Annotated in this window: 13 protein-coding genes and 1 pseudogene; 10 read left to right on the top strand and 4 right to left on the bottom strand. The window is 60.2% G+C overall.

The window, feature by feature from the left end:
* Positions 1-16 precede the first annotated feature (16 nt).
* The 3 genes from B7Y89_RS10685 to tatC are packed head-to-tail and all read left to right on the top strand — an operon-like array spanning position 17 to position 1,481.
* Positions 17-253, top strand: a complete 237-nt coding sequence (locus tag B7Y89_RS10685) for a twin-arginine translocase TatA/TatE family subunit (RefSeq protein WP_292938359.1) — start codon at positions 17-19, stop codon at positions 251-253.
* A gap of 35 nt (positions 254-288) precedes the next feature.
* The gene (tatB, locus tag B7Y89_RS10680) at positions 289-684 is read left to right on the top strand and encodes a Sec-independent protein translocase protein TatB (protein ID WP_292938357.1); all 396 of its coding nucleotides are present in this window, start codon (positions 289-291) and stop codon (positions 682-684) included.
* A complete protein-coding gene (gene tatC, locus B7Y89_RS10675; protein ID WP_292938355.1) occupies positions 681-1,481 on the top strand; it encodes a twin-arginine translocase subunit TatC in 801 nt (266 codons plus the stop codon). Before tatB ends, tatC begins: the two co-directional genes overlap by 4 nt.
* 2 nt (positions 1,482-1,483) lie before the next feature.
* Here the strand turns inward: tatC and B7Y89_RS10670 are convergent, their stop codons facing one another.
* Positions 1,484-3,157 (bottom strand): amidohydrolase, encoded by a 1,674-nt coding sequence (locus B7Y89_RS10670; RefSeq protein WP_292938353.1) that lies wholly within the window; start codon positions 3,155-3,157, stop codon positions 1,484-1,486.
* Positions 3,154-4,074 (bottom strand): NAD(P)-dependent oxidoreductase, encoded by a 921-nt coding sequence (locus B7Y89_RS10665; protein ID WP_292938351.1) that lies wholly within the window; start codon positions 4,072-4,074, stop codon positions 3,154-3,156. The genes B7Y89_RS10670 and B7Y89_RS10665 overlap by 4 nt, the downstream gene beginning before the upstream one ends.
* A 78-nt stretch (positions 4,075-4,152) precedes the next feature.
* On the opposite strand from B7Y89_RS10665, the gene B7Y89_RS10660 reads away from it, so the two are divergent.
* From B7Y89_RS10660 to B7Y89_RS10635, 6 genes are all read left to right on the top strand, one after another.
* Positions 4,153-4,530, top strand: coding sequence for a hypothetical protein (locus B7Y89_RS10660; protein WP_292938349.1), 378 nt, complete (start codon positions 4,153-4,155; stop codon positions 4,528-4,530).
* A 38-nt stretch (positions 4,531-4,568) separates the two neighbouring features.
* Positions 4,569-5,819 (top strand): threonine ammonia-lyase, encoded by a 1,251-nt coding sequence (locus B7Y89_RS10655; RefSeq protein ID WP_292938347.1) that lies wholly within the window; start codon positions 4,569-4,571, stop codon positions 5,817-5,819.
* A gap of 211 nt (positions 5,820-6,030) precedes the next feature.
* Positions 6,031-6,888 (top strand): arginyltransferase, encoded by an 858-nt coding sequence (locus B7Y89_RS10650; RefSeq protein ID WP_292938345.1) that lies wholly within the window; start codon positions 6,031-6,033, stop codon positions 6,886-6,888.
* A 19-nt stretch (positions 6,889-6,907) separates the two neighbouring features.
* On the top strand, positions 6,908-9,088 hold the full coding sequence (locus B7Y89_RS10645) for a BamA/TamA family outer membrane protein (RefSeq protein WP_292938343.1): 2,181 nt from the start codon (positions 6,908-6,910) through the stop codon (positions 9,086-9,088).
* Complete coding sequence (locus B7Y89_RS10640) at positions 9,088-13,305, top strand: translocation/assembly module TamB (RefSeq protein WP_292938341.1); 4,218 nt, start codon at positions 9,088-9,090, stop codon at positions 13,303-13,305. The genes B7Y89_RS10645 and B7Y89_RS10640 overlap by 1 nt, the downstream gene beginning before the upstream one ends.
* Before the next feature lie 63 nt (positions 13,306-13,368).
* Positions 13,369-14,637, top strand: a complete 1,269-nt coding sequence (locus B7Y89_RS10635; RefSeq protein ID WP_292938339.1) for a glycosyltransferase — start codon at positions 13,369-13,371, stop codon at positions 14,635-14,637.
* Here B7Y89_RS10635 and B7Y89_RS10630 read toward each other — a convergent pair.
* Both B7Y89_RS10630 and B7Y89_RS10625 read right to left on the bottom strand, forming a co-directional pair.
* Positions 14,618-15,899 (bottom strand): annotated as a pseudogene (locus B7Y89_RS10630) (aldehyde dehydrogenase family protein). The gene B7Y89_RS10635 and the pseudogene B7Y89_RS10630 sit on opposite strands and share 20 nt — an antisense overlap.
* 125 nt (positions 15,900-16,024) lie before the next feature.
* On the bottom strand, positions 16,025-16,171 hold the full coding sequence (locus B7Y89_RS10625) for a lmo0937 family membrane protein (protein WP_292938338.1): 147 nt from the start codon (positions 16,169-16,171) through the stop codon (positions 16,025-16,027).
* 206 nt (positions 16,172-16,377) lie between these two features.
* Here B7Y89_RS10625 and B7Y89_RS10620 point away from each other — a divergent pair, with 206 nt between their 5' ends.
* Positions 16,378-18,618, top strand: a complete 2,241-nt coding sequence (locus B7Y89_RS10620; RefSeq protein ID WP_292938336.1) for an EAL domain-containing protein — start codon at positions 16,378-16,380, stop codon at positions 18,616-18,618.
* The last annotated feature ends 10 nt before the right edge of the window (positions 18,619-18,628 follow it).

The following is an 18,628-nucleotide window of genomic DNA, read 5'->3' as shown; positions in this document are numbered from 1 at the left end:
CAAAGGAGTTTGTGAAATGGGTGGTCTTTCCCTTCCGCACCTGATCGTGCTGGCGCTGGTGGTTTTGGTTCTGTTTGGCCGTGGCCGCATTTCTGAAATGATGGGCGATTTTGGCAAGGGTATCAAAAGCTTCAAGCAGGGTATGCATGAAGAAGATAACAAGCCGATTGTGCCGCCTGCGCAGATCCAGCAGCAACAGGTTCCGCCTGCTACGCCTGCGCCGCAGCCAACTTCGACCGATAAGGCCCAGTAAGTCGTTCACTGCAAGTCTGCTGAGGGCCAATAGCCGTGTTTGACATTGGCGCTTCTGAATTGCTGGTGCTGGTCATCGTGGCGATCGTCGTGATCGGCCCGAAAGACTTGCCCATGGCGCTGCGGACGGCGGGCCGGTGGGTGGCCAAGATGCGCAGCGTATCCAACCACTTTCGTTCAGGCATTGAAACCATGATCCGCGAGGCGGAAATGGAAGAGATGGAGCGCAAGTGGAAGGAACAGAACGAACGGATCATGCGCGAAACCGCAGCGCAAGAAGCAGCCGCTGCACAAGGGCAAACCGTTGATGATGCCAGCGATCAGAACGATCCGCTGCCGGCGGGCAATGCTGATCCGTTGATGATCGGCCCGATGCCGCCGGAAGACAAAACCGGTGAGGTAGTGCCTGCATCAGGGACGGCCCAGCCATGATCAACGATATTGACGAGAGCCAGGCCCCGTTGCTGGACCACCTGCTGGAACTGCGCACGCGGTTGCTGCGCTGCGTCTATGCGCTGGTGGCGGCATTTGTGGTGTGCTTCTATTTTGCTGATGACATATTCAGCATTCTGGCGCGTCCGTTGGTGGTGGCGTTTCCGCCGGGACAAGGCAAACTGATCTATACAAAGCTGTATGAAGCGTTCTTCGTCGAGCTGAAAGTTTCGATGTTTGCTGCGTTTTTCATCAGTTTTCCGGTGATTGCCAACCAGTTGTGGGCGTTTGTTGCTCCAGGGCTTTATGCGCGTGAAAAGCGGGCGTTTTTGCCGTTCATTCTGGCAACGCCAATCCTGTTCACTATGGGCGCCAGCCTTGCCTATTATGTGGTGATGCCAACAGCGTTCAAGTGGTTCCTGGGGTTTGAAGGCAACAAGGGCGGCCTGCAACTGGAAGCATTGCCGGGAACGGGGGATTACCTCAGCCTTGTGATGCAGTTCATTTTGGCGTTTGGAATCAGCTTCCTGCTGCCGGTTCTGCTGATGCTTTTGAACCGAGCAGGCATCGTCAGCCGCGCGCAACTGGTGCAGGCGCGGCGTTATGCCATCGTGCTGATTTTTGCCGTGGCGACTGTAGCGACGCCGCCTGACGTTGTGTCGCAACTGATGCTGGCAATACCGTTGCTGCTGCTGTTCGAAGGCACGCTGGTGCTGATGCGCTTTACCGAAAGCGCCGACGCCAAGCGCAAGGCCGAGGAAGAAGCCGTGATCGAGCAGCCACAACTTCTGCCCTGATCTTATTTCACCGGTTGTTCCGCTGACCAGACCAGCCCGCCGCCGATCCACGTTTCGATGACCTTGGTTGCGCGGATCTGTTCGGGGCCTGCCGACATCGGATCGGTATCCACCACGATGAAATCTGCGCGCAGGCCAGGGGCGAGGCGTCCGAAGCGCTTTTCGGCAAAGCCTGCAAAAGCTGCGCCGCTGGTATAGGCGGCAAGCGCCGTGGTGCGGTCAACGCGTTCCTGTGCTTGCCAACCGCCTGTGGGTTGGCCATCCGGGCCTTGGCGGCTGATTGCGGCGGCAAAGCCTGCCCATGGATCGGCCTGTTCAACCGGCGCGTCTGATCCGAACGCCAGTTTGGCACCGGCTGCCTGCAAGGATTTCCACGGATAGGCCCCTGCAAGCCGGTCAGGCCCCAGCCGCGCTTCGGCCATCGTCCGGTCAGATGTTTGGTGGACCGGTTGCACCGAAGCGATCACGCCGTTCTGCCCGAAGCGCGCAAAGTCTCTGGGATCAACGATTTGCGCATGTTCGATGCGCCAGCGGCGATCCCCCTTATACGTGGCGGACAGATCATCAATCGCGCCAATCGCGGCGGCGTTGCCCTTGTCGCCAATCGCGTGGACCGCGATCTGGAAGTTGTCCATGGCCGCGCGGCTCATCAAATTGCCGAGTTGGGTTTCGGACAATTGCGGCAATCCGCTGGTGGCGGGTGCATCGGCATAAGGTGCTTTCAGCCATGCCCCGCGCGATCCCAGCGCGCCATCAAGGTAAAGCTTCACGCCGTTAAGGCGCAGGCGATCAGCATAGAGCCACGGCGAGGGGCCGGGGCCGCCGATCAAGCTCATCTGCTCTACCCCTGCGGCATAAGCCATGACGCGGACGTAGAGCCTGTTGGCATCGCCAGCGCGGCGATAGGCCTGCCAGTCATCAATGCTGGTGCCCATATCGGCAACCGCTGTTACGCCACGCTTGAACAGGATTTGCTGGGCGGTGGCAAAGGCCACATCGCGGTCTTCGGCGCGCGGAGCAGGGAGGCGAGCGCTGACCAGTTCCATCGCGGTATCCACAAACACGCCCTGTGGGCTGCCATCAGCGTTGCGTTCCAGTTTTCCGCCAGCAGGGTCTTTCGAGGCGGCGGTGACGCCTGCGGCCTTCAGGGCGGCGGTGTTGGCCCAGCCTGCGTGACCATCCACACGCTCAAGCCAGACAGGGCGGTTGCCGGTGACAGCGTCAAGTTCGGCAGCGGTGGGGAAGCGGCCAAGCTGCCACAATTCCTGGTTCCAGCCGCGCCCCACAATCCACGGCCGGTCAGGGTGTTCGGCAACAAATGTGCGGATTTTCTCAAGTGCCTGGGCCAGCGACGTGGTTTCGGACAAGTCCAGGCTGAGCGCGGCAAAGCCCATGCCCATCACATGCGCGTGCGCATCAATCATGCCGGGCAGCATGACGCGGCCCTTGCCATCAAGGTGGTACTGATAGTCTTTCTTCGGCTTCGGCTTTTTTTCACCGGCGTGAATCACGCGCACAATAGTTCCGGCATTATCGAACAAAAGGCCGGTGAAGCTTTCAGGCTGGCCGTTTGCGCCAATGGTTGTGCCGCGCACATTGTCGATCAGCGTATCGGCCAATGCCGGTGCCGAAGTTGACAAGAGCAAGGCGGCGAGAGTGAGGCGGGCGCGGTTCATTTGGCTGCCTTTCGGCGTGGCAGGCGGCGGATCAGCGCGCTCGTGTCTTCACGGCCATAACCCATCGCTTGAACATCGACGTAGAACTGATCGACCAGTGCGGTGACAGGGACGCTGGCCCCGATGGTGCGCGCTTCGTCGATGGCCAGACCCAAGTCTTTGCGCATGAGATCAACCGCGAGCCCGAAATCGAATTCGTCCTTGACCATGGTATGGAAGCGATTGTCCATTTGCCACGATTGCGCCGCACCGCCCGAAATGGCCTCGAACACTTTATCAAGATCGAGGTGGGCCAATTGGGCAAAGCGAATGGCCTCGGCCAAGCCGGCGGTGGCCCCGGCGATGCACATCTGATTGGCCATTTTGGCCGTTTGCCCAGCGCCCGATTTGCCGACATGGACAACGCGCTTTGCGTAGGCGGCAAGGACCGGGCGTGCGGCATCAACCGCCTTGGCGCTGCCGCCGCACATGATCGCCAGTGTGCCATTTTCCGCACCAGATTGCCCGCCGGTGACGGGAGCATCAACGCAATGCAGTTCCTTGTCGCGTCCCTCAACCGCGATCTGTCGGGCGATGCGGGCCGATACTGTGGTGTGATCAATGAACAGTGCGCCACGCCGCAAGGTGGAAAACGCTCCGTTGGGGCTGAGCACGACATCGGCCAGATCATCGTCATTGCCAACGCACGTGATCACAACATCGGCGCCTTCGGCGGCTTCTGCAGGGCTGGACGCGCGGCGCACGGCGATGCCAGGGTGGGCCGTCAGCCACGCTTCGGCGCGGGCAGGAGTGCGGTTGTAGATTGTCAGCCTGTGCCCGGCGTTGCCAAGGTGACGGGCCATGGCCCCGCCCATGACGCCAAGCCCCAGGAACGAGACGTTGGCGGGGGCAGCGGCGAGCGGAGTTTGATCTGTCATGGCACCAATCATATCCGGTTTGAACTGCCGTGCCAGCCCCCTTGCATCGCGGTGCAGACCATTGCATGGCGGCGGGAGATGACGCATTGGACCAAGCTGATCTCACGCCTTGCAAAGTTGGCGTTCTGGCCTGCGCTGTTATTTGCGCTGGTCATGGCGGTGCTGCCAAAACCGCCTGAACTGCCAACCGACAATCTGGGCGACAAGTTCCAGCATATGTTGGCGTTTTTCACACTGACAGTGTTGGCGGGGTGCGGTTGGCCGCGCTTTCCGGTGGTACGCTTGGCGCTGTGGTTGTCGTTGGTCGGGGTGGGGATCGAGGTGGTCCAATCGATCCCGGTGCTGCACCGTACAGCGGATTGGCGTGATTGGCTGGCAGATTCGCTGGCGATTGTGGCAGGGCTGGTTCCGGTATTCGCCCTTCGCCACATTAACCGACGGACAGGATCAGCTTGAGGTTCCCTTAAGCCACAGTTTCCGTTAGGGCGCGCGGTATGGAAAATGCCGCTTTGAAGCCCGCCGAACATGCCGATGCCCTGCTGACACTCGCCGACGTTCGCGCAGCGGCGCAGCGTATTGCCGGACAGGTTGTCCGCACGCCAACGCTGTACAGCAAGACGTTAAGCGCGATTACCGGCGCAAACATCTGGCTCAAGTTCGAGAACCTGCAATTTACCGCTGCGTATAAAGAGCGTGGCGCGTTGAATGCCTTGCTGCAATTGACGAAGGAACAGCGTGATCGCGGCGTGATTGCGGCATCGGCCGGTAATCATGCGCAGGGGCTTTCCTACCACGGAACGCGGTTGGGCATGCCGGTGACCATTGTCATGCCAAAGACAACGCCCACCGTGAAGATCATGCAGACCGAGTCGGTGGGCGGCAAAGTGGTGCTGGAAGGCGAGACGTTTGACGAGGCCTATGCCCACGCGCGCAAGCTGGAAGGCGAACTGGGGCTGACGTTTGTCCACCCGTTCGATGATCCGCATGTGGCGGCGGGCCAAGGCACGGTTGCGCTGGAAATGCTGGAGGATGCACCCGAAATCGACATGTTTGTTGTGCCCATCGGCGGCGGTGGGTTGCTGTCGGGGATGGGCACTGCTGCGCGCGGGATCAAGCCCGACATTGGCCTGATCGGTGTGCAGGCGGCGCTTTTCCCATCGATGTTTGCCAAGCTCAAGCATCTCGACATGCCGTGCGGCGGAGATACGCTGGCCGAAGGCATTGCGGTGAAAGAACCGGGGCAATTCACCTCGAAAGTTCTGGCGCAAATCGTCGATGATATTGTGCTGGTGGATGAAGCCGCGCTGGAAAGTGCGGTGGCGCTGCTGTTGCAAATTGAAAAGACGGTGGTTGAAGGCGCGGGCGCGGCAGGGCTTGCGGCGATGATGTCCCATCGCGAGCTGTTTGCGGGGCGCAATGTTGGCGTTGTCCTGTGCGGCGGCAATATTGACACGCGGCTGCTGGCCAATGTGCTGCTGCGCGATCTGGCGCGCTCTGGCCGGCTTGGCCGGTTGCGCATTACCTTGCAGGACCGGCCGGGCGCGTTGTTCAAGGTGGTTGAAGAGTTCAATCGCCATCAGGTGAACATCCTGGAAGTCTGGCACCAGCGCATCTTTACGTCGTTGCCCGCCAAGGGGCTTACGGCCGAGATCGAGTGCGAGGCGCGTGACCGGGACCAGATTGACCGGCTGGTCGCTGGCTTGCGGGCAAAGGGCTATGACGTGGAGCAGGTGGAACTGGGCTGACCGTTCTGCCGCCGATCGTTAACTTTTGGCAGGAGTGTGTCCTGTATCTGGACTGGTGCAAACAGGGTTGGGTAAAGCGCCGTAACGGTAGCAATTAAGCTGCGAATCTTCGGCGCTTCTATGGTTAATGGGGCTTTCATGATTGGACCTGCTGAGGCATTGTCTTAACTGACAGGCCGGATAGTCCGACCGCAGGAGGCAACTGTAAGCCGTGACCGCCCCCGTTCGATTTCCGCGCTTCTTCGTGACCAGCCCTGCGCCGTGCCCCTATTTGCCGGGCCGGAGCGAACGGAAGGTCTTTACCGAGCTTAAAGGCCCGAATTCGGATGAGCTGAACGATGCACTAAGCCGGATCGGGTTCCGCCGCAGCCAGACAGTGGCCTACCGGCCAAGCTGTGTTGAATGCACGGCCTGCGTATCGGTGCGGGTGGTAACGCAGGAATTCAAACCATCATCGACACAGAAGCGAATCTGGAAGCGTAACAACGATTTGGTGGTAAATGTTTGCCGTCCATGGTCTACGCCGGAACAGTTTGAGCTATTGCAGCGTTATCTTGCAGTGCGTCATCCCGGCGGGGGGATGGCAACCATGGACGAGATGGACTTTGCGGACATGGTGGAGCACTCGCCGGTAAAGAGTTATGTGATTGAATATCGTGAGCCGACAGACGATGGTTCGGTGGGGAGATTGGTCGGAGCCTGTCTCGCTGACGAGCAGGGCGACGGCCTTTCGATGATTTACAGTTTCTACGATCCACAACACGAGACACGGTCCGGGCTTGGCACTTTTATCATCCTTGACCACATTCAACGGGCGGCCCGGGTCGGCCTGCCTTATGTGTACCTTGGCTACTGGGTCGAAGGGTCTGAGCGCATGCAATACAAAGTGCGTTATCGGCCCATGGAAAAGCTTGGCCGCGATGGGTGGGAGCGGTTTGAACCAACAGAACAAGCCAGCGCCATTGGCCGAGCCGTTGCAGCGCGCGATAACCGGCTTGGCAGTGGCAGCGTTGAAGGCAGCCTCAAGGACGGCGTTCACGGCGCGCAAGAGCGTTACGTCCACATCTGATTTGCCCTTGGCGCGGGTCATGGCCGCATTGCTGGCGCTGGGTGCGCCTGCACAGGTCATCGCGCAATCTGTGCAAACCGATCAAGAGCTTCAGGCGCTGATCCCGGATTCGGCGGTCCAGAATGCGGATGCTTGGGCCATCGATACCGATGCCGCGCGCACTGGCGCACCACCTGATACGCTGATCGAAGAGATCGAGGCCGATTCCGTCATGCCCGACATTCCGGGCATGACGATTGCTTGGCCAGATGGCAGTGAATTGCCCAAGATCGAGGCCTTGTCGCCTGATCCTGATATCGACGTGGCCGAGCAATCGACCGATGCAGCGGTCGAGGCATTGCCGGGCCAGGAGGAAACCGATTCCGGTGTTGGCATCAAGCTGGTCGATGCCGACATTGCGCGGGTAGGCAGCCAGGTGGAACTTGCGTTTCCGCGCGGCACCGATGCAATTGCGGAAAAGGATGCGATCGCCGCGCGTTTTGCAGGGTTGTCTGCGCTCAAATCATTCGATGATGATGAGGACAATCTGGCGCAGATCGTCCGGCGCGCGCGGACAGACCGCGAATTGTTGATCAATATCTTGCGCATCCACGGCTATTATGACGCGCAGGTCTATCAATCCTTGGGCGGCCTTTCCGCACCGGGCGAGGGCGATGCTGCCGCGCCGATTGACGTTGAAAAAGTGGTGGTGCGGTTCGATCTGCAGCCGGGGCCGCAGTACCGGTTTGGCCAGATCGGGTTCGGCGATCTGGCGGCGACGGGCAGCGGATTTGCCGCGTTGCGCAGTTCTTTCAAGATCAGCTCTGGCGACGCGGTTAATTCTGACCGCATCGTGGCTGAGAGGTTTAGCCTGCAAAGTGCGCTTGGTGAAAGCGGTTATGCTTTTGCCAAAGTGAGCGAACCTGACTTGCTGATCGATCACGAGCGCCGCGAAGGGGACCTGACGGTTCCGGTGGCGCCGGGTGGGCTTTACACCATCGGGCGGGTGGTTTCTTCACGCGAGACGTTCCTGAGTTCGCGCCATCTTGACCGCATCGCCCGGTTCGACAGCGGCGATGCTTACAAACTGTCCGAGATTGACGATTTGCGGCAGGCGATTTTGGCGACAGGGCTGGTTTCGTCTGTAACGGTTGAAACGCGCGAAGTGACCAAGCCCGTTGGCCAAGTGCCCGGAACCGTCGATGTTGACGTAACGTTGACGCCTGCGCCGCTGCGCACGATTGCGGGCCTTGTCGGTTATTCAAGTGGCGAAGGTTTCCGTCTGGAAGGGCAGTGGGAGCATCGCAATATCTTCCCGCCCGAAGGTATGCTGCGCGTGCGCGGCGTGGTGGGTACGCAAGAACAATTGGCGGGCGTCACCTTCCGCCGCAACAACTTCCTCAAACGCGACCTGACCCTGAACTCCGATCTCTACATCCGCAATCAGGTAAGCCCGGCGTTTGAGGCGTTGACGGTTTCGGCAGTAGCAGGGGTAGAGCGGCAGACGACGCTGCTGTTCCAGAAGCCGTGGATATTTGCAGGCGGTTTCGAGATTTTGGCAACGCGCGAACGCGATGCTGCGGCCATCCGCGCGAGCGCGCCACGCACGACGTACTTCATTGGCTCGCTGCCGTTGCGCGGAATGTACGATGGCAGCGACAGCTTGCTTGATCCTACACGTGGCTTCCGTGTGGGCCTGCGCGTGTCGCCCGAAATCTCGGTCCAGAACGGCGTTCGATCAACCTATGGGCGGGCGCAGTTCGACGCGAGCTATTATCAGCGCGCGAGCGACAGTGTGGTTGTGGCAGGCCGGGTGCGTTTGGGCACGATTACAGGAGCGCCGATTGCAAGCATCGCGCCTTCGCGCCGTTTCTATGCAGGCGGCGGCGGATCAGTGCGTGGTTACGGCTTCCAGCAAATCGGCCCGCGCGATGCGCTGAACACGCCAAGCGGTGGCCGCGCGTTGAGCGAGTTTTCATTGGAAGCGCGCGTCAAGACCGGGCTGATGGGCGGCGCGGTAAGCGTGGTGCCGTTTGTTGATGCAGGCGCGGTTGATACCACAACCCGGCCCACTTTCCAGGACCTGAAGATCGGGGTGGGCGTCGGCATACGCTATCAGACCAATTTCGGGCCGATCCGCATTGATGTTGGCACGCCGCTCAATCGTTCGCCAGGAGACAGCCTGATTGGCGTCTATGTGGCGCTGGGACAGGCGTTCTGATGGACGAAACCCTGCCTCCCGAAGAACCCGCGCTGGCCGAAGACGTGGCGACACGCGGCCCAACGCGTTCGCGCAAGGCACGGTTCGTGCGCGGGTTTGCCCGGCGGATGGCCATCCTGCTGGTTGCGGGACTGGCCTTGCTGTTGGCGGCGCTGCTGGTGCTGGATTCATCGTTGGGGCACAGGTTGGTGGCAGACCGGATTGCGGCCTTTGCGCCGGGGTCTGGGCTGCGGATCGAAATCGGCCGGATCGACGGGTCGATTTATGGCGCATCGTCGTTGCGCGATATCCGCGTTAGCGATCCAGAAGGTGTCTTCCTGACCATTCCCGAAGCGGAACTGGAGTGGCGGCCATTGTCGTGGTTGAAGTCCGGGCTGGATATACGGTTGCTGGCGCTTCATCGCGGGATACTGCGCCGTGCCCCCCGGTTAAGGCCGAATGCCGACAAGAACGCGCCGATTTTGCCGAACTTCGACATTCGCGTGGACAAGCTGGTCGTCGACAACCTGACCGTGTCCGAGGCGATGGTTGGACAAAAGCGCCGGGTGGATTTGCTGGCCAGCGCCGATATTCGCGGCGGCCATGCGATTGTCGATGTGAATGGCCGGTTCGGGGAAAAAGACCGGATCGTATTCAAGCTGGACAGCGAACCTGATCGCAACAAGTTTGAACTCGCGCTCACATATGATGCGCCCAAAGATGGCGTCATCGCCACGCTGGCAGGGGCCAAGAGCGACATCAAGGCGCGCATTGCCGGTCGTGGCGGGTGGACGCAGTGGAATGGCTACGCCTTTGCAACGCAGGACGACAAGACCCTCGCCGCCTTTCAGTTAGAGACCCGTTCGGGGGTCTATAAGCTGGCGGGGCAAGCTTGGCCTGGCGATATGCTGAAGGGCATGGCAGGGCGCGCGGTGGGGCAAACGCTTTCAGTAGTTTATGATGGCACATTTGCGGACAACACGTTTGACGGCAAGCTGGCCGTGGCGGGCGAGGCGTTCAAAGTTGCGGCTGCCGGCAAGCTGGACCTTGCCAATAACCAAGCAGATGCGCTGAAAGTGCGGGCGTTGGTTTTGCGCCCTGACCGGTTGATCGCAGCGCCGGAACTGGCCAACGTGGCACTGTCTGCTACATTGGATGGCAAGTTTTCCGATCTGGCGATTGACCACACGGTAACCGTCGGAAGGCTCAAACTCGGCACGCTGGATGCACAAGGGCTGCGCAGTGCAGGGACCGCATCGTGGGATGGCACACGGTTTGTCCTGCCGCTGGCGGTGACGGCGCAGCGGGTGACGACCGGCAATGCCATGATCGATCCGCGCTTTCCCGGCGGGCGCTTGACCGGAGATCTGGTGTTTGCCGGTAACAGGCTGACGTCTGACAATCTGGTATTGGCGTTGAAGGGGCTTGGCGCGCAATTGGCGCTGAGCGGTGATATGGCGCGCGGCGGTTATGCCTTGGCAGGGCCAGTGGCGGCGCGCGGGTTTGCCTTGCCCAATCTTGGCACCATCGATGGCAATGCCAAGATCGTGTTCAAAATTGGAGCGGGTGTGCCGTGGACTTTGCAGGGCAATGTCGCGGGGCGGATGACGCGGATCGATAATGCCACCTTGCAGAACCTGACCGGCGGCAATGTCCGCTTTGCTGGCGGGCTGGCGCTGGGGGAACGCATTCCGGTGACATTCCGCAAAGCGACGGTGACTTCGGCCAAGTTGCAATTGGCGCTGGATGGCAAAGTGCAAACGGGTGGTTCGGCTTCGCTGACCGGGCAGGGCCGTCACACGCAATATGGTGCGTTTACCGTTCAGGCAGCCATGACCGGAAGCGGGCCGAATGCCGTGCTGGTGTTTGCCAATCCCTTGCCGGCTGCGGGCCTGAAAGATGTGCGCGTTGCGCTTTCCCCGATTGCCGATGGCTTCCGGATCGAGACGGGTGGAGAATCGCGCTTGGGACCGTTTGCCGGTGCGTTCGGTCTGTTCATGCCGCAGGGCGGCCCGACGCGCGTTGATATTGAAAGCTTCCGCGTGTGGCAGACCGATGTGACTGGCGGCGTAACGCTGGGTGATGCCGGTGTAACGGGCGAATTGGCGATGATCGGCGGCGGTTTGAACGGATCGGTCTTGCTGGCCCCGCGCGATGGCGGGCAGGGCTTTGATGCCAATGTCACCGCGCGCAATGCAAAGTTCGGCGGGGTCAAACCCTTGTCGATCGGCAATGCCAAGATCGATGCGACAGGTTTGATCAAGGACGGGCATTCAACCATCGAAGGCACGATGCTGGCCGAAGGGATCGGCATGGGCAAAGTGTTTGTCGGCCGGTTGGCAGCGGCAGCCTATTTGCAGGATGGCAGTGGTTCGGTCACCGCTTCGGTTTCTGGCAGACGCGGCACCCGCTTTGCCCTGCAAGGCACCGCAGCCTTCGCACCCGATCAGATCGTGGCCTATGTTTCGGGCGAATATGCCGGGCGCAAAGTCACCATGCCCCGCCGCGCGGTGATGACGCGCGAGAATGACGGGTGGCGGCTTGCCCCCACACAGATCGGCTTTGGCCGGGGAATTCTGATCGCAGAAGGCCATGTGCTGGGCGGGCCGACGCAGATGAAGCTGCTGCTTGCACAAATGCCGGTGTCGGTGGTCGATATCGTGATTGCCGATCTTGGCCTTGGCGGCGTCGCTTCGGGCGTGGTCGAATATGCCAATGACGGGCAGGGGGCACCTTCGGGCAATGCGGCTCTGCTGGTCAAAGGGCTGTCGCGTTCAGGGCTGGTCCTCACGTCCCGACCTGTCGATTTGGCGCTGGTGGCACAGCTTGATCCTGATGCGCTGCAGGCTCGCGCGGTGATCCGCGACGGCGCAGATATTCGCGGGCGGTTTCAGGCACGGATCAGCGGCTTGCCACGCGGCGGCGGCGTGATGGACCGGCTTGAGGCGGGACAATTGGCCGGACAACTGCGCTATTCAGGGCCTGCCGAGGCGTTGTGGCGGTTGTCCGGTGTCGAGATTTTCGACCTGACCGGGCCTTTGGGTGTGCGCGCCGATATTGGCGGCACCATCATGGCGCCAATCTTGCGCGGTGCGGTATCTTCCAACGGCCTGCGTGTGCAAAGTACGCTGACCGGCACCGATGTGCGGCAAGTGCAGATGGCCGGGACGTTTGCCGATTCGACGCTGTCACTGGCGCGGTTTTCAGGCACGACAGCCAATGGCGGGACGGTGAGCGGGAGCGGCAGCATCGGTCTTGCCAACCTTGCCGAGCGAGGCCCCTCGATTGATTTGCGGCTATCTGCCAAGAACGCGGCGCTGATCAACCGTGATGATATGGCTGCAGCAGTGACCGGCCCGCTGCGCATTGTCAGCGATGGCGTGGGCGGAACCATTGCTGGCCGTGTGCGGATTGAAACCGCGCGCTGGATGCTTGGTAACGCCAGCGTCGTGGCTGAATTGCCCAACATTGCGACGCGCGAAGTGAACGCGCCTGCCGATGCCGCGCCCGGACGCGTCGCGGCAACGCCATGGCGCTTCCTGATCGATGCCGCCGGTGCCAATCGCATTGCAGTGCGCGGGCTTGGGCTGGATAGCGAATGGGGCGCAGACATCCGTTTGCGCGGCTCCACGGCAGCACCGCAGATTTTCGGCACGGCTGATCTGGTGCGCGGCGGCTATGAGTTTGCGGGTAAGCGCTTTGAACTGACGCGCGGGCGCATCCGGTTCACCGGACAAGTGCCGGTCGATCCGCTTCTGGATATTGTGGCAGAAGGCGATGCCAACAATGTCAGCGCCAAGATTTCGATCACCGGTTCAGGCTTCAAGCCGGTCATCACGTTCTCGTCGACACCTGCCTTGCCCGAAGAGGAATTGTTAAGCCGGTTGTTGTTTGGCAGTTCGATCACGCAGATTTCTGCGCCGGAAGCGGTGCAATTGGCATCTGCGTTGGCAAGTTTGCGCGGCGGTGGCGGGCTTGATCCGATCAACAAATTGCGCGCGGCGATCGGGCTGGACCGGTTGCGCATTGTGGGCGCCGATCCATCGATCGGGTCGAGTACCAGCATTGCCGTGGGCAAGTATCTGGGGCGCAGGGTGTTTGTCGAACTGATTACCGATGGCGGCGGCTATAGCGCCACCTCGGTCGAGTTCCGCATCACGCGCTGGCTGGCGGTTTTGGCAACAGTGTCAACCATCGGTGATGAAAGCATCAACTTGCGGGCCAGCAAGGATTATTGATCCGCTGTAACGGTGCTGCAACACCGTCTTTAAACGGACACTTGGGCATGGCCTTGGATAGGGATGACCAACGCATCCCGCCCGCTGCTGCTATGCGACCTTACCCAAAGTTATGCGCCGCACGGTGGCGGCGGTATTGGCACATATTTGCGCGAAAAGCAGCGCTATGTTCTGGACCACACACCACACCGGTTGTTGCAAATCGTCCCCGGCCCTGAAGACCGCATTGTTGAGCAAGGCCGGCATATCTGGGTTGAAGTAGGCGCAGACCAAGTGCGCGGCAGCCCGAACTATCGCTTCATCATGCGCACCAGCGTTGTGCGTGAAGTGCTGGAACGGTATCGTCCCGACCTGATCGAATCCCAATGCCCGTGGGTGCTGCCGTGGACCGCGATCAATTATGCCAAGGCCTTTCCGCATACCGCGCTTGTGGCAGGGTATCACACTGATTTTCCCGAAGCGCATATCTACCGCGTCGGCTCCAGCTTGTTCGGAAGCTTTGTCGCGCGCGGGTTGCGGCGGTTGGCCACCGGCTATGCGCAACTGACGTACCGTGAATTTGACCGCGTTTACACGTTGAGCACGGTGATGGCCCAGGCACTGGACGAATACGGCATCGCGCACGTCGATGTCTTGTCGCTGGGCGTGGATACAGATTTGTTCCACCCGCAGCGCCGTGACCCTGCATGGCGTGATAGGCTGGGTCTGAAAGCCCGTGGTCCGTTGCTGGTCTATGCCGGACGCCTTGATAATGAAAAGCGGGCCTATCGCTTATTGGAGATGTTCAAGCGCCTGCCATCGTCGCTGGATGCGGGGCTGGTGTTGATCGGGGATGGCAAGCTGCGCGACACGCTGGAAGAGCATTCGCGCGGCTGGCAAGTGGCCTTTCCCGGTTATATCTCTGACCGGGCGCAATTGGCGCAAAGCCTTGCATCTGCTGATATCTACGTTTCAGCCATGGCGGATGAGACATTCGGCATTTCGGTAATTGAAGCACAGGCCAGCGGCCTTCCCATCGTCGGCGTTGCTTCGGGCGCGATGCCTGAACGGGTGCCGGCTGGAACGGGCGTGCTGGTTCCGGTTGATGATTCAGAAGCGATGGCCAAGGCCGTTGTCGCGGTGTGGCGCGGCAATCATCGCCAGATGGGGCAGGCCGCGCGGTGCCATGTCGCAGGCCGCTATGAATGGCGCCAGACGTTTGAGGCTTTGCTGGGCGAAGTCTATCCCAAAGCGCTGCGGGCAGCGGAGGAGCGCATGGAAAAGGGCCGCTCCGGATGGAACGGCCCTGGTATTCTTTTCAACCGCGATCTGATCAGGCAGGCAAGCCGCTGATCGATTTCACTTCCATGAAATCCTTCAGGCCATAAAGCCCGCCTTCACGGCCATTGCCCGATTGCTTGTAACCACCAAACGGCGCGCCGGGGCTGGGGCCCCAGTTGTTGATGGCTACCATGCCAGCGCGAAGTTCCGGGGCCACTGCTGCGGCCTTTGCAGGATCGCCGGTGATACAGGCGGACAGGCCGTAAGCGGTATCGTTGGCAATTTCGATGGCCTGTTCAAGGCTGTCATAGGCCATGATCGTGGCGACAGGGCCAAAGATTTCTTCCTGCGCAATCCGCATATCGGGCGTCACGCCTGAAAAGACGGTTGGCTTGATGTAGTAACCACGGTTGACGTTGGCAGGCAGATCGGGGCCGCCGGTTTCCAGCTTTGCGCCTTCATCAATGGCCGATTGAATAAGGCCGCGAATTTTGTCGAACTGCGTCTTGTTGACGACAGGGCCGATATGCGCGCCTTCTTCCATCGGATCGCCAACAGTTGTTATCGGGCAGCACCACGTTGGGGGACTTGCCGCCCAATTCCTGATGAACGCGCTTGACCGTATCGGCAGCAGCTTTGGCCACCAGAATGCCCGCGCGGGTCGATCCGGTGAAGCTGACCATGTCGATGCCGGGGTGCGAACTGATGGCCGTGCCAACGCCCGGACCATCACCCTGAACCAGGTTGAACACGCCCGCAGGAACGCCCGCTGCATCAAGGATTTCGGCAAAAATCGCCGCGTTGGTGGGGCACTCTTCCGACGGCTTCAGGATCATGGTGTTGCCAGCGGCAATCGCCGGTGCAACTTTAAGCGCGATCTGGTTCAGCGGCCAGTTCCACGGCGTGATCATGCCGACCACGCCGATGGGTTCGTAAGCCACCTTATACGCGCCGTTGTCTTCCAGGAAATTGAAGTTCTTGAGCGCGGCCATGGTGCCAAGGAACCCGCCAATGCCCGCGCCAACCTGCGCGGTGCTGGCAAAGCTGACAGGCGCGCCCATCTCTTCGGCCATAGCAGCTGCCAATTCGGGCACACGCTTTTTGTATTCGGCAACAATCCGTTCCATCAGCGCAAGGCGTTCCTCGCGCGTGGTTTTGCTGAAAGTCTTTAACGCGGCTTGGGCAGCTGCAACCGCCTTATCGACGTCTGCTTTCGTGCCCAAAGTGATTGCACAACACGCCTCTTCGGTGGCCGGATTGATCACTTCGTGGCGCTTGCCGCCTTCGCTGTTGACCCATTGGCCATTGATGTAATGCTGAAGCCTTTCGCGCATGGCGAACTCCCAAACTGGATTGAAAAAGTTAGTGTCCCGAACGGTTCTGGGTTCGATATTCCACGAAGGCAAGGCTAAGCATTAGCGTTGCAATATGCAACCCGCTCACTCGGCTGCGGGCGCTATCAAACCCGGCGACCGCGGAACAATTGCACCAACCCGACGATCAGCGCGACCACCAGCAGGATGTGGATGAGGCCTGCGGTTACCTTGAACGCAAATACGCCAAGCGCCCACAACACGAACAAAACCAGCGCGACTGTTAACAACATAAGGAATCTCCCGGTGGCCCTCCCGCCAGTGTTTCCGCTGTCGAAATCCGCGAGCGGCCCGATTGGTTCCATCCTGAACATGGCGTTGGTAGCCAAACTGATTGTTTCCCCCGTGCCACTGATAACCTTTTCTTCGTAACCGGTTGCTAGTCATCGAAATAATGGGGAACGCGCCAGTTCATCGGCGAGGAAAATCGCAACAGCTAGTGGGTACGACCAGTGCCCGCTGGATTATTGCGGGCACTTTTCTGGCCTTGCTCGCGCTGACTGCGGCGCTGGTTGCAGCCTTCCGCAATTCAACAAGCATTGCCGACGAATATGCCCGGACCGAGGAGCGACGGCTGGTGGAGCGCTTCGTTGAACGCAACGGCCGCCAGATTGCCGAATCAGGCATGCTTCAGGTCCGCTGGGACGATGCCGTAACCAAGCTTAATCGCCCGGACTTCGAGCCGTGGGCGCGCAACTTTCTGGCGGGGTACTTCTGGGGCAGTCACCGCATCGATCACCTTTATCATGTCCGCTTTGACGGCACGCCGGTGCATTGCTGGAAGGGCGTAAAGCTGGAAAGCAACTGCCAGCTTGGCGCGCTACAACCGCAAATCCGCGCCTTGGTCAAACGCTCTGTCAAAGAAAGTCTGAGCGAGGCGAAAACCTTGCAATGGCACAACCAGGGCGGCGTCAAATGGCCATATGACAGCAAGGGACTGCCGATCCCGCGCGGGCTGGCGGCTTTGACAAAGCACGAAGGACGCTCGGCGTTTCTGGCTGTGGCCTCGATTGTGCCGGATGTCGAAACGGGGCTTCTGAAAGGACCGCCTGACTATATCGTGCTGGTGCGCCATTTTGATGAGCGCGTGGTTGCCGATATCAGTGGTTCGCTGATGCTCAGTGATGTGCGCCTTGATGCACAGCCAGACCTTGACGCGGGCCGCAATGCCTTGGCGCTCAAAGACGTGGGCGGTGCCGAAATCGGGTACATTTCATGGCAGGCAAAACCGCCGGGGCCAGCGATCTTGCGCCGCACTGCGCCTTTGCTGGCGGTCTATATCCTGTTCTTCGTTGGCGTTGTTGCAGGGGGCGCGATCATCGTGCGGCGCATGCGCCGGACAACCAGCGAATTGAGAGCGAGCGAGGCGCAGGCACAGCACAACGCCATGCACGATGCGATGTCGGGCCTGCCCAATCGCGCGCACTTCATGCAGCGTTTGCGCCAGGAACTTTCGGCCTGTGTTGAGCAGCGCCAACTGGGCGACGTGTTCGTGGCCTATATCGATATCGACCGGTTCAAAGTGGTGAACGATACGCTGGGCCACCATGTGGGCGATGAATTGGTGCGTCAGGTTGCATTACGCCTGCGCAAGTCACTGCCTCCCGGCGACTTTTTGTCGCGCTTTGGTGGCGACGAGTTTGTGCTGCTGCGGCGTTCCACCGGCGGTAAAGTTGCAGCCGATATGCTCGGCCGGCAGATTATGGCGCTGATGAACGAACCGTTCGTGATTTCGGGCAGCAATCTTGACGTCACGTGTTCATGCGGGATCAGCTGGGGCCCTGAACAAAGCGAAGATCCGGGTGAATTACTGCGCCGGTCCGATATTGCGCTGTATCGTGCCAAGCAGCGCGGACGCATGCGTTTTCGCCGGTTTACGCGTGATATGGATGCATCGGTCAAGCTGCGCCGCGAAATGGAAATGGAATTGCGCCGGGCCATCGCGCGCGATGAATTGGCGCTGGCCTATCAACCGATCGTCGATGCGGTGGATGGCAAGGTCCAGGGCTTCGAAGCGCTCTTGCGCTGGCCGCATCCGGAACGCGGGCTGATCCGGCCCAACCTGTTTGTGCCGGTGGCAGAGCAATCAGGCATGATGGTTCCGCTGGGGGCATGGGTGCTGCGCCGTGCATTTACAGAATGCCGCGATTGGCCCGATTGCGATATTTCCGTGAACCTGTCGCCGCTGCAAATCATGGCGAGTGATTTCCTGCCGATGATCGATGCAATGGTGCGCGAAACTGGTGCCGATCCAAGCCGTTACATACTGGAAGTCACAGAAGGGGTCATGCTGGACCGCAGTGACCATGTGGTCGAAGTGCTCAAAGGCCTGAATTACCGTGGCTTCCGCATCGCGCTGGACGATTTCGGCATCGGCTATTCGTCACTAAGCTATTTGCGCTCGTTCCAGTTTGACCGGATCAAGATTGACCGGTCCTTCGTGCAGAATATCGAAGCTGATCTTGATGCCCATTCGATCCTTCGCGCCATTGTTTCACTGGGCCACACGCTGCGCATGAAGGTCGTGGCTGAAGGTGTGGAAACGCCGGTCCAACGGGCGCTGGTACAGGCTGCCGGTTGCCAGATGATCCAGGGACACTTGTTCTGGAAGGCCATGCCGCCGGAAGAGGCGCTGGCGCTGCTGGAGCCAAAGGAAGCAAAGGTTCTGCGCACTGCCTAAGTGCGGTGAT

Origin of the sequence: Novosphingobium sp. 32-60-15, assembly GCF_002280675.1 — a bacterium.
Taxonomy (GTDB): domain Bacteria; phylum Pseudomonadota; class Alphaproteobacteria; order Sphingomonadales; family Sphingomonadaceae; genus Novosphingobium.
This window is presented reverse-complemented; position numbering and strand designations above follow the sequence as displayed.

Coding starts and splice junctions, on each gene's coding strand:
- B7Y89_RS10685 (WP_292938359.1), top strand. CDS start 17: ATGGGTGGTCTTTCCCTTCCGCACCTGATCGTGCTGGCGCTGGTGGTT.
- tatC (WP_292938355.1), top strand. CDS start 681: ATGATCAACGATATTGACGAGAGCCAGGCCCCGTTGCTGGACCACCTG.
- B7Y89_RS10670 (WP_292938353.1), bottom strand. CDS start 3,157: ATGAACCGCGCCCGCCTCACTCTCGCCGCCTTGCTCTTGTCAACTTCG.
- B7Y89_RS10665 (WP_292938351.1), bottom strand. CDS start 4,074: ATGACAGATCAAACTCCGCTCGCCGCTGCCCCCGCCAACGTCTCGTTC.
- B7Y89_RS10660 (WP_292938349.1), top strand. CDS start 4,153: ATGACGCATTGGACCAAGCTGATCTCACGCCTTGCAAAGTTGGCGTTC.
- B7Y89_RS10655 (WP_292938347.1), top strand. CDS start 4,569: ATGGAAAATGCCGCTTTGAAGCCCGCCGAACATGCCGATGCCCTGCTG.
- B7Y89_RS10645 (WP_292938343.1), top strand. CDS start 6,908: ATGGCCGCATTGCTGGCGCTGGGTGCGCCTGCACAGGTCATCGCGCAA.
- B7Y89_RS10640 (WP_292938341.1), top strand. CDS start 9,088: ATGGACGAAACCCTGCCTCCCGAAGAACCCGCGCTGGCCGAAGACGTG.
- B7Y89_RS10635 (WP_292938339.1), top strand. CDS start 13,369: ATGACCAACGCATCCCGCCCGCTGCTGCTATGCGACCTTACCCAAAGT.
- B7Y89_RS10625 (WP_292938338.1), bottom strand. CDS start 16,171: ATGTTGTTAACAGTCGCGCTGGTTTTGTTCGTGTTGTGGGCGCTTGGC.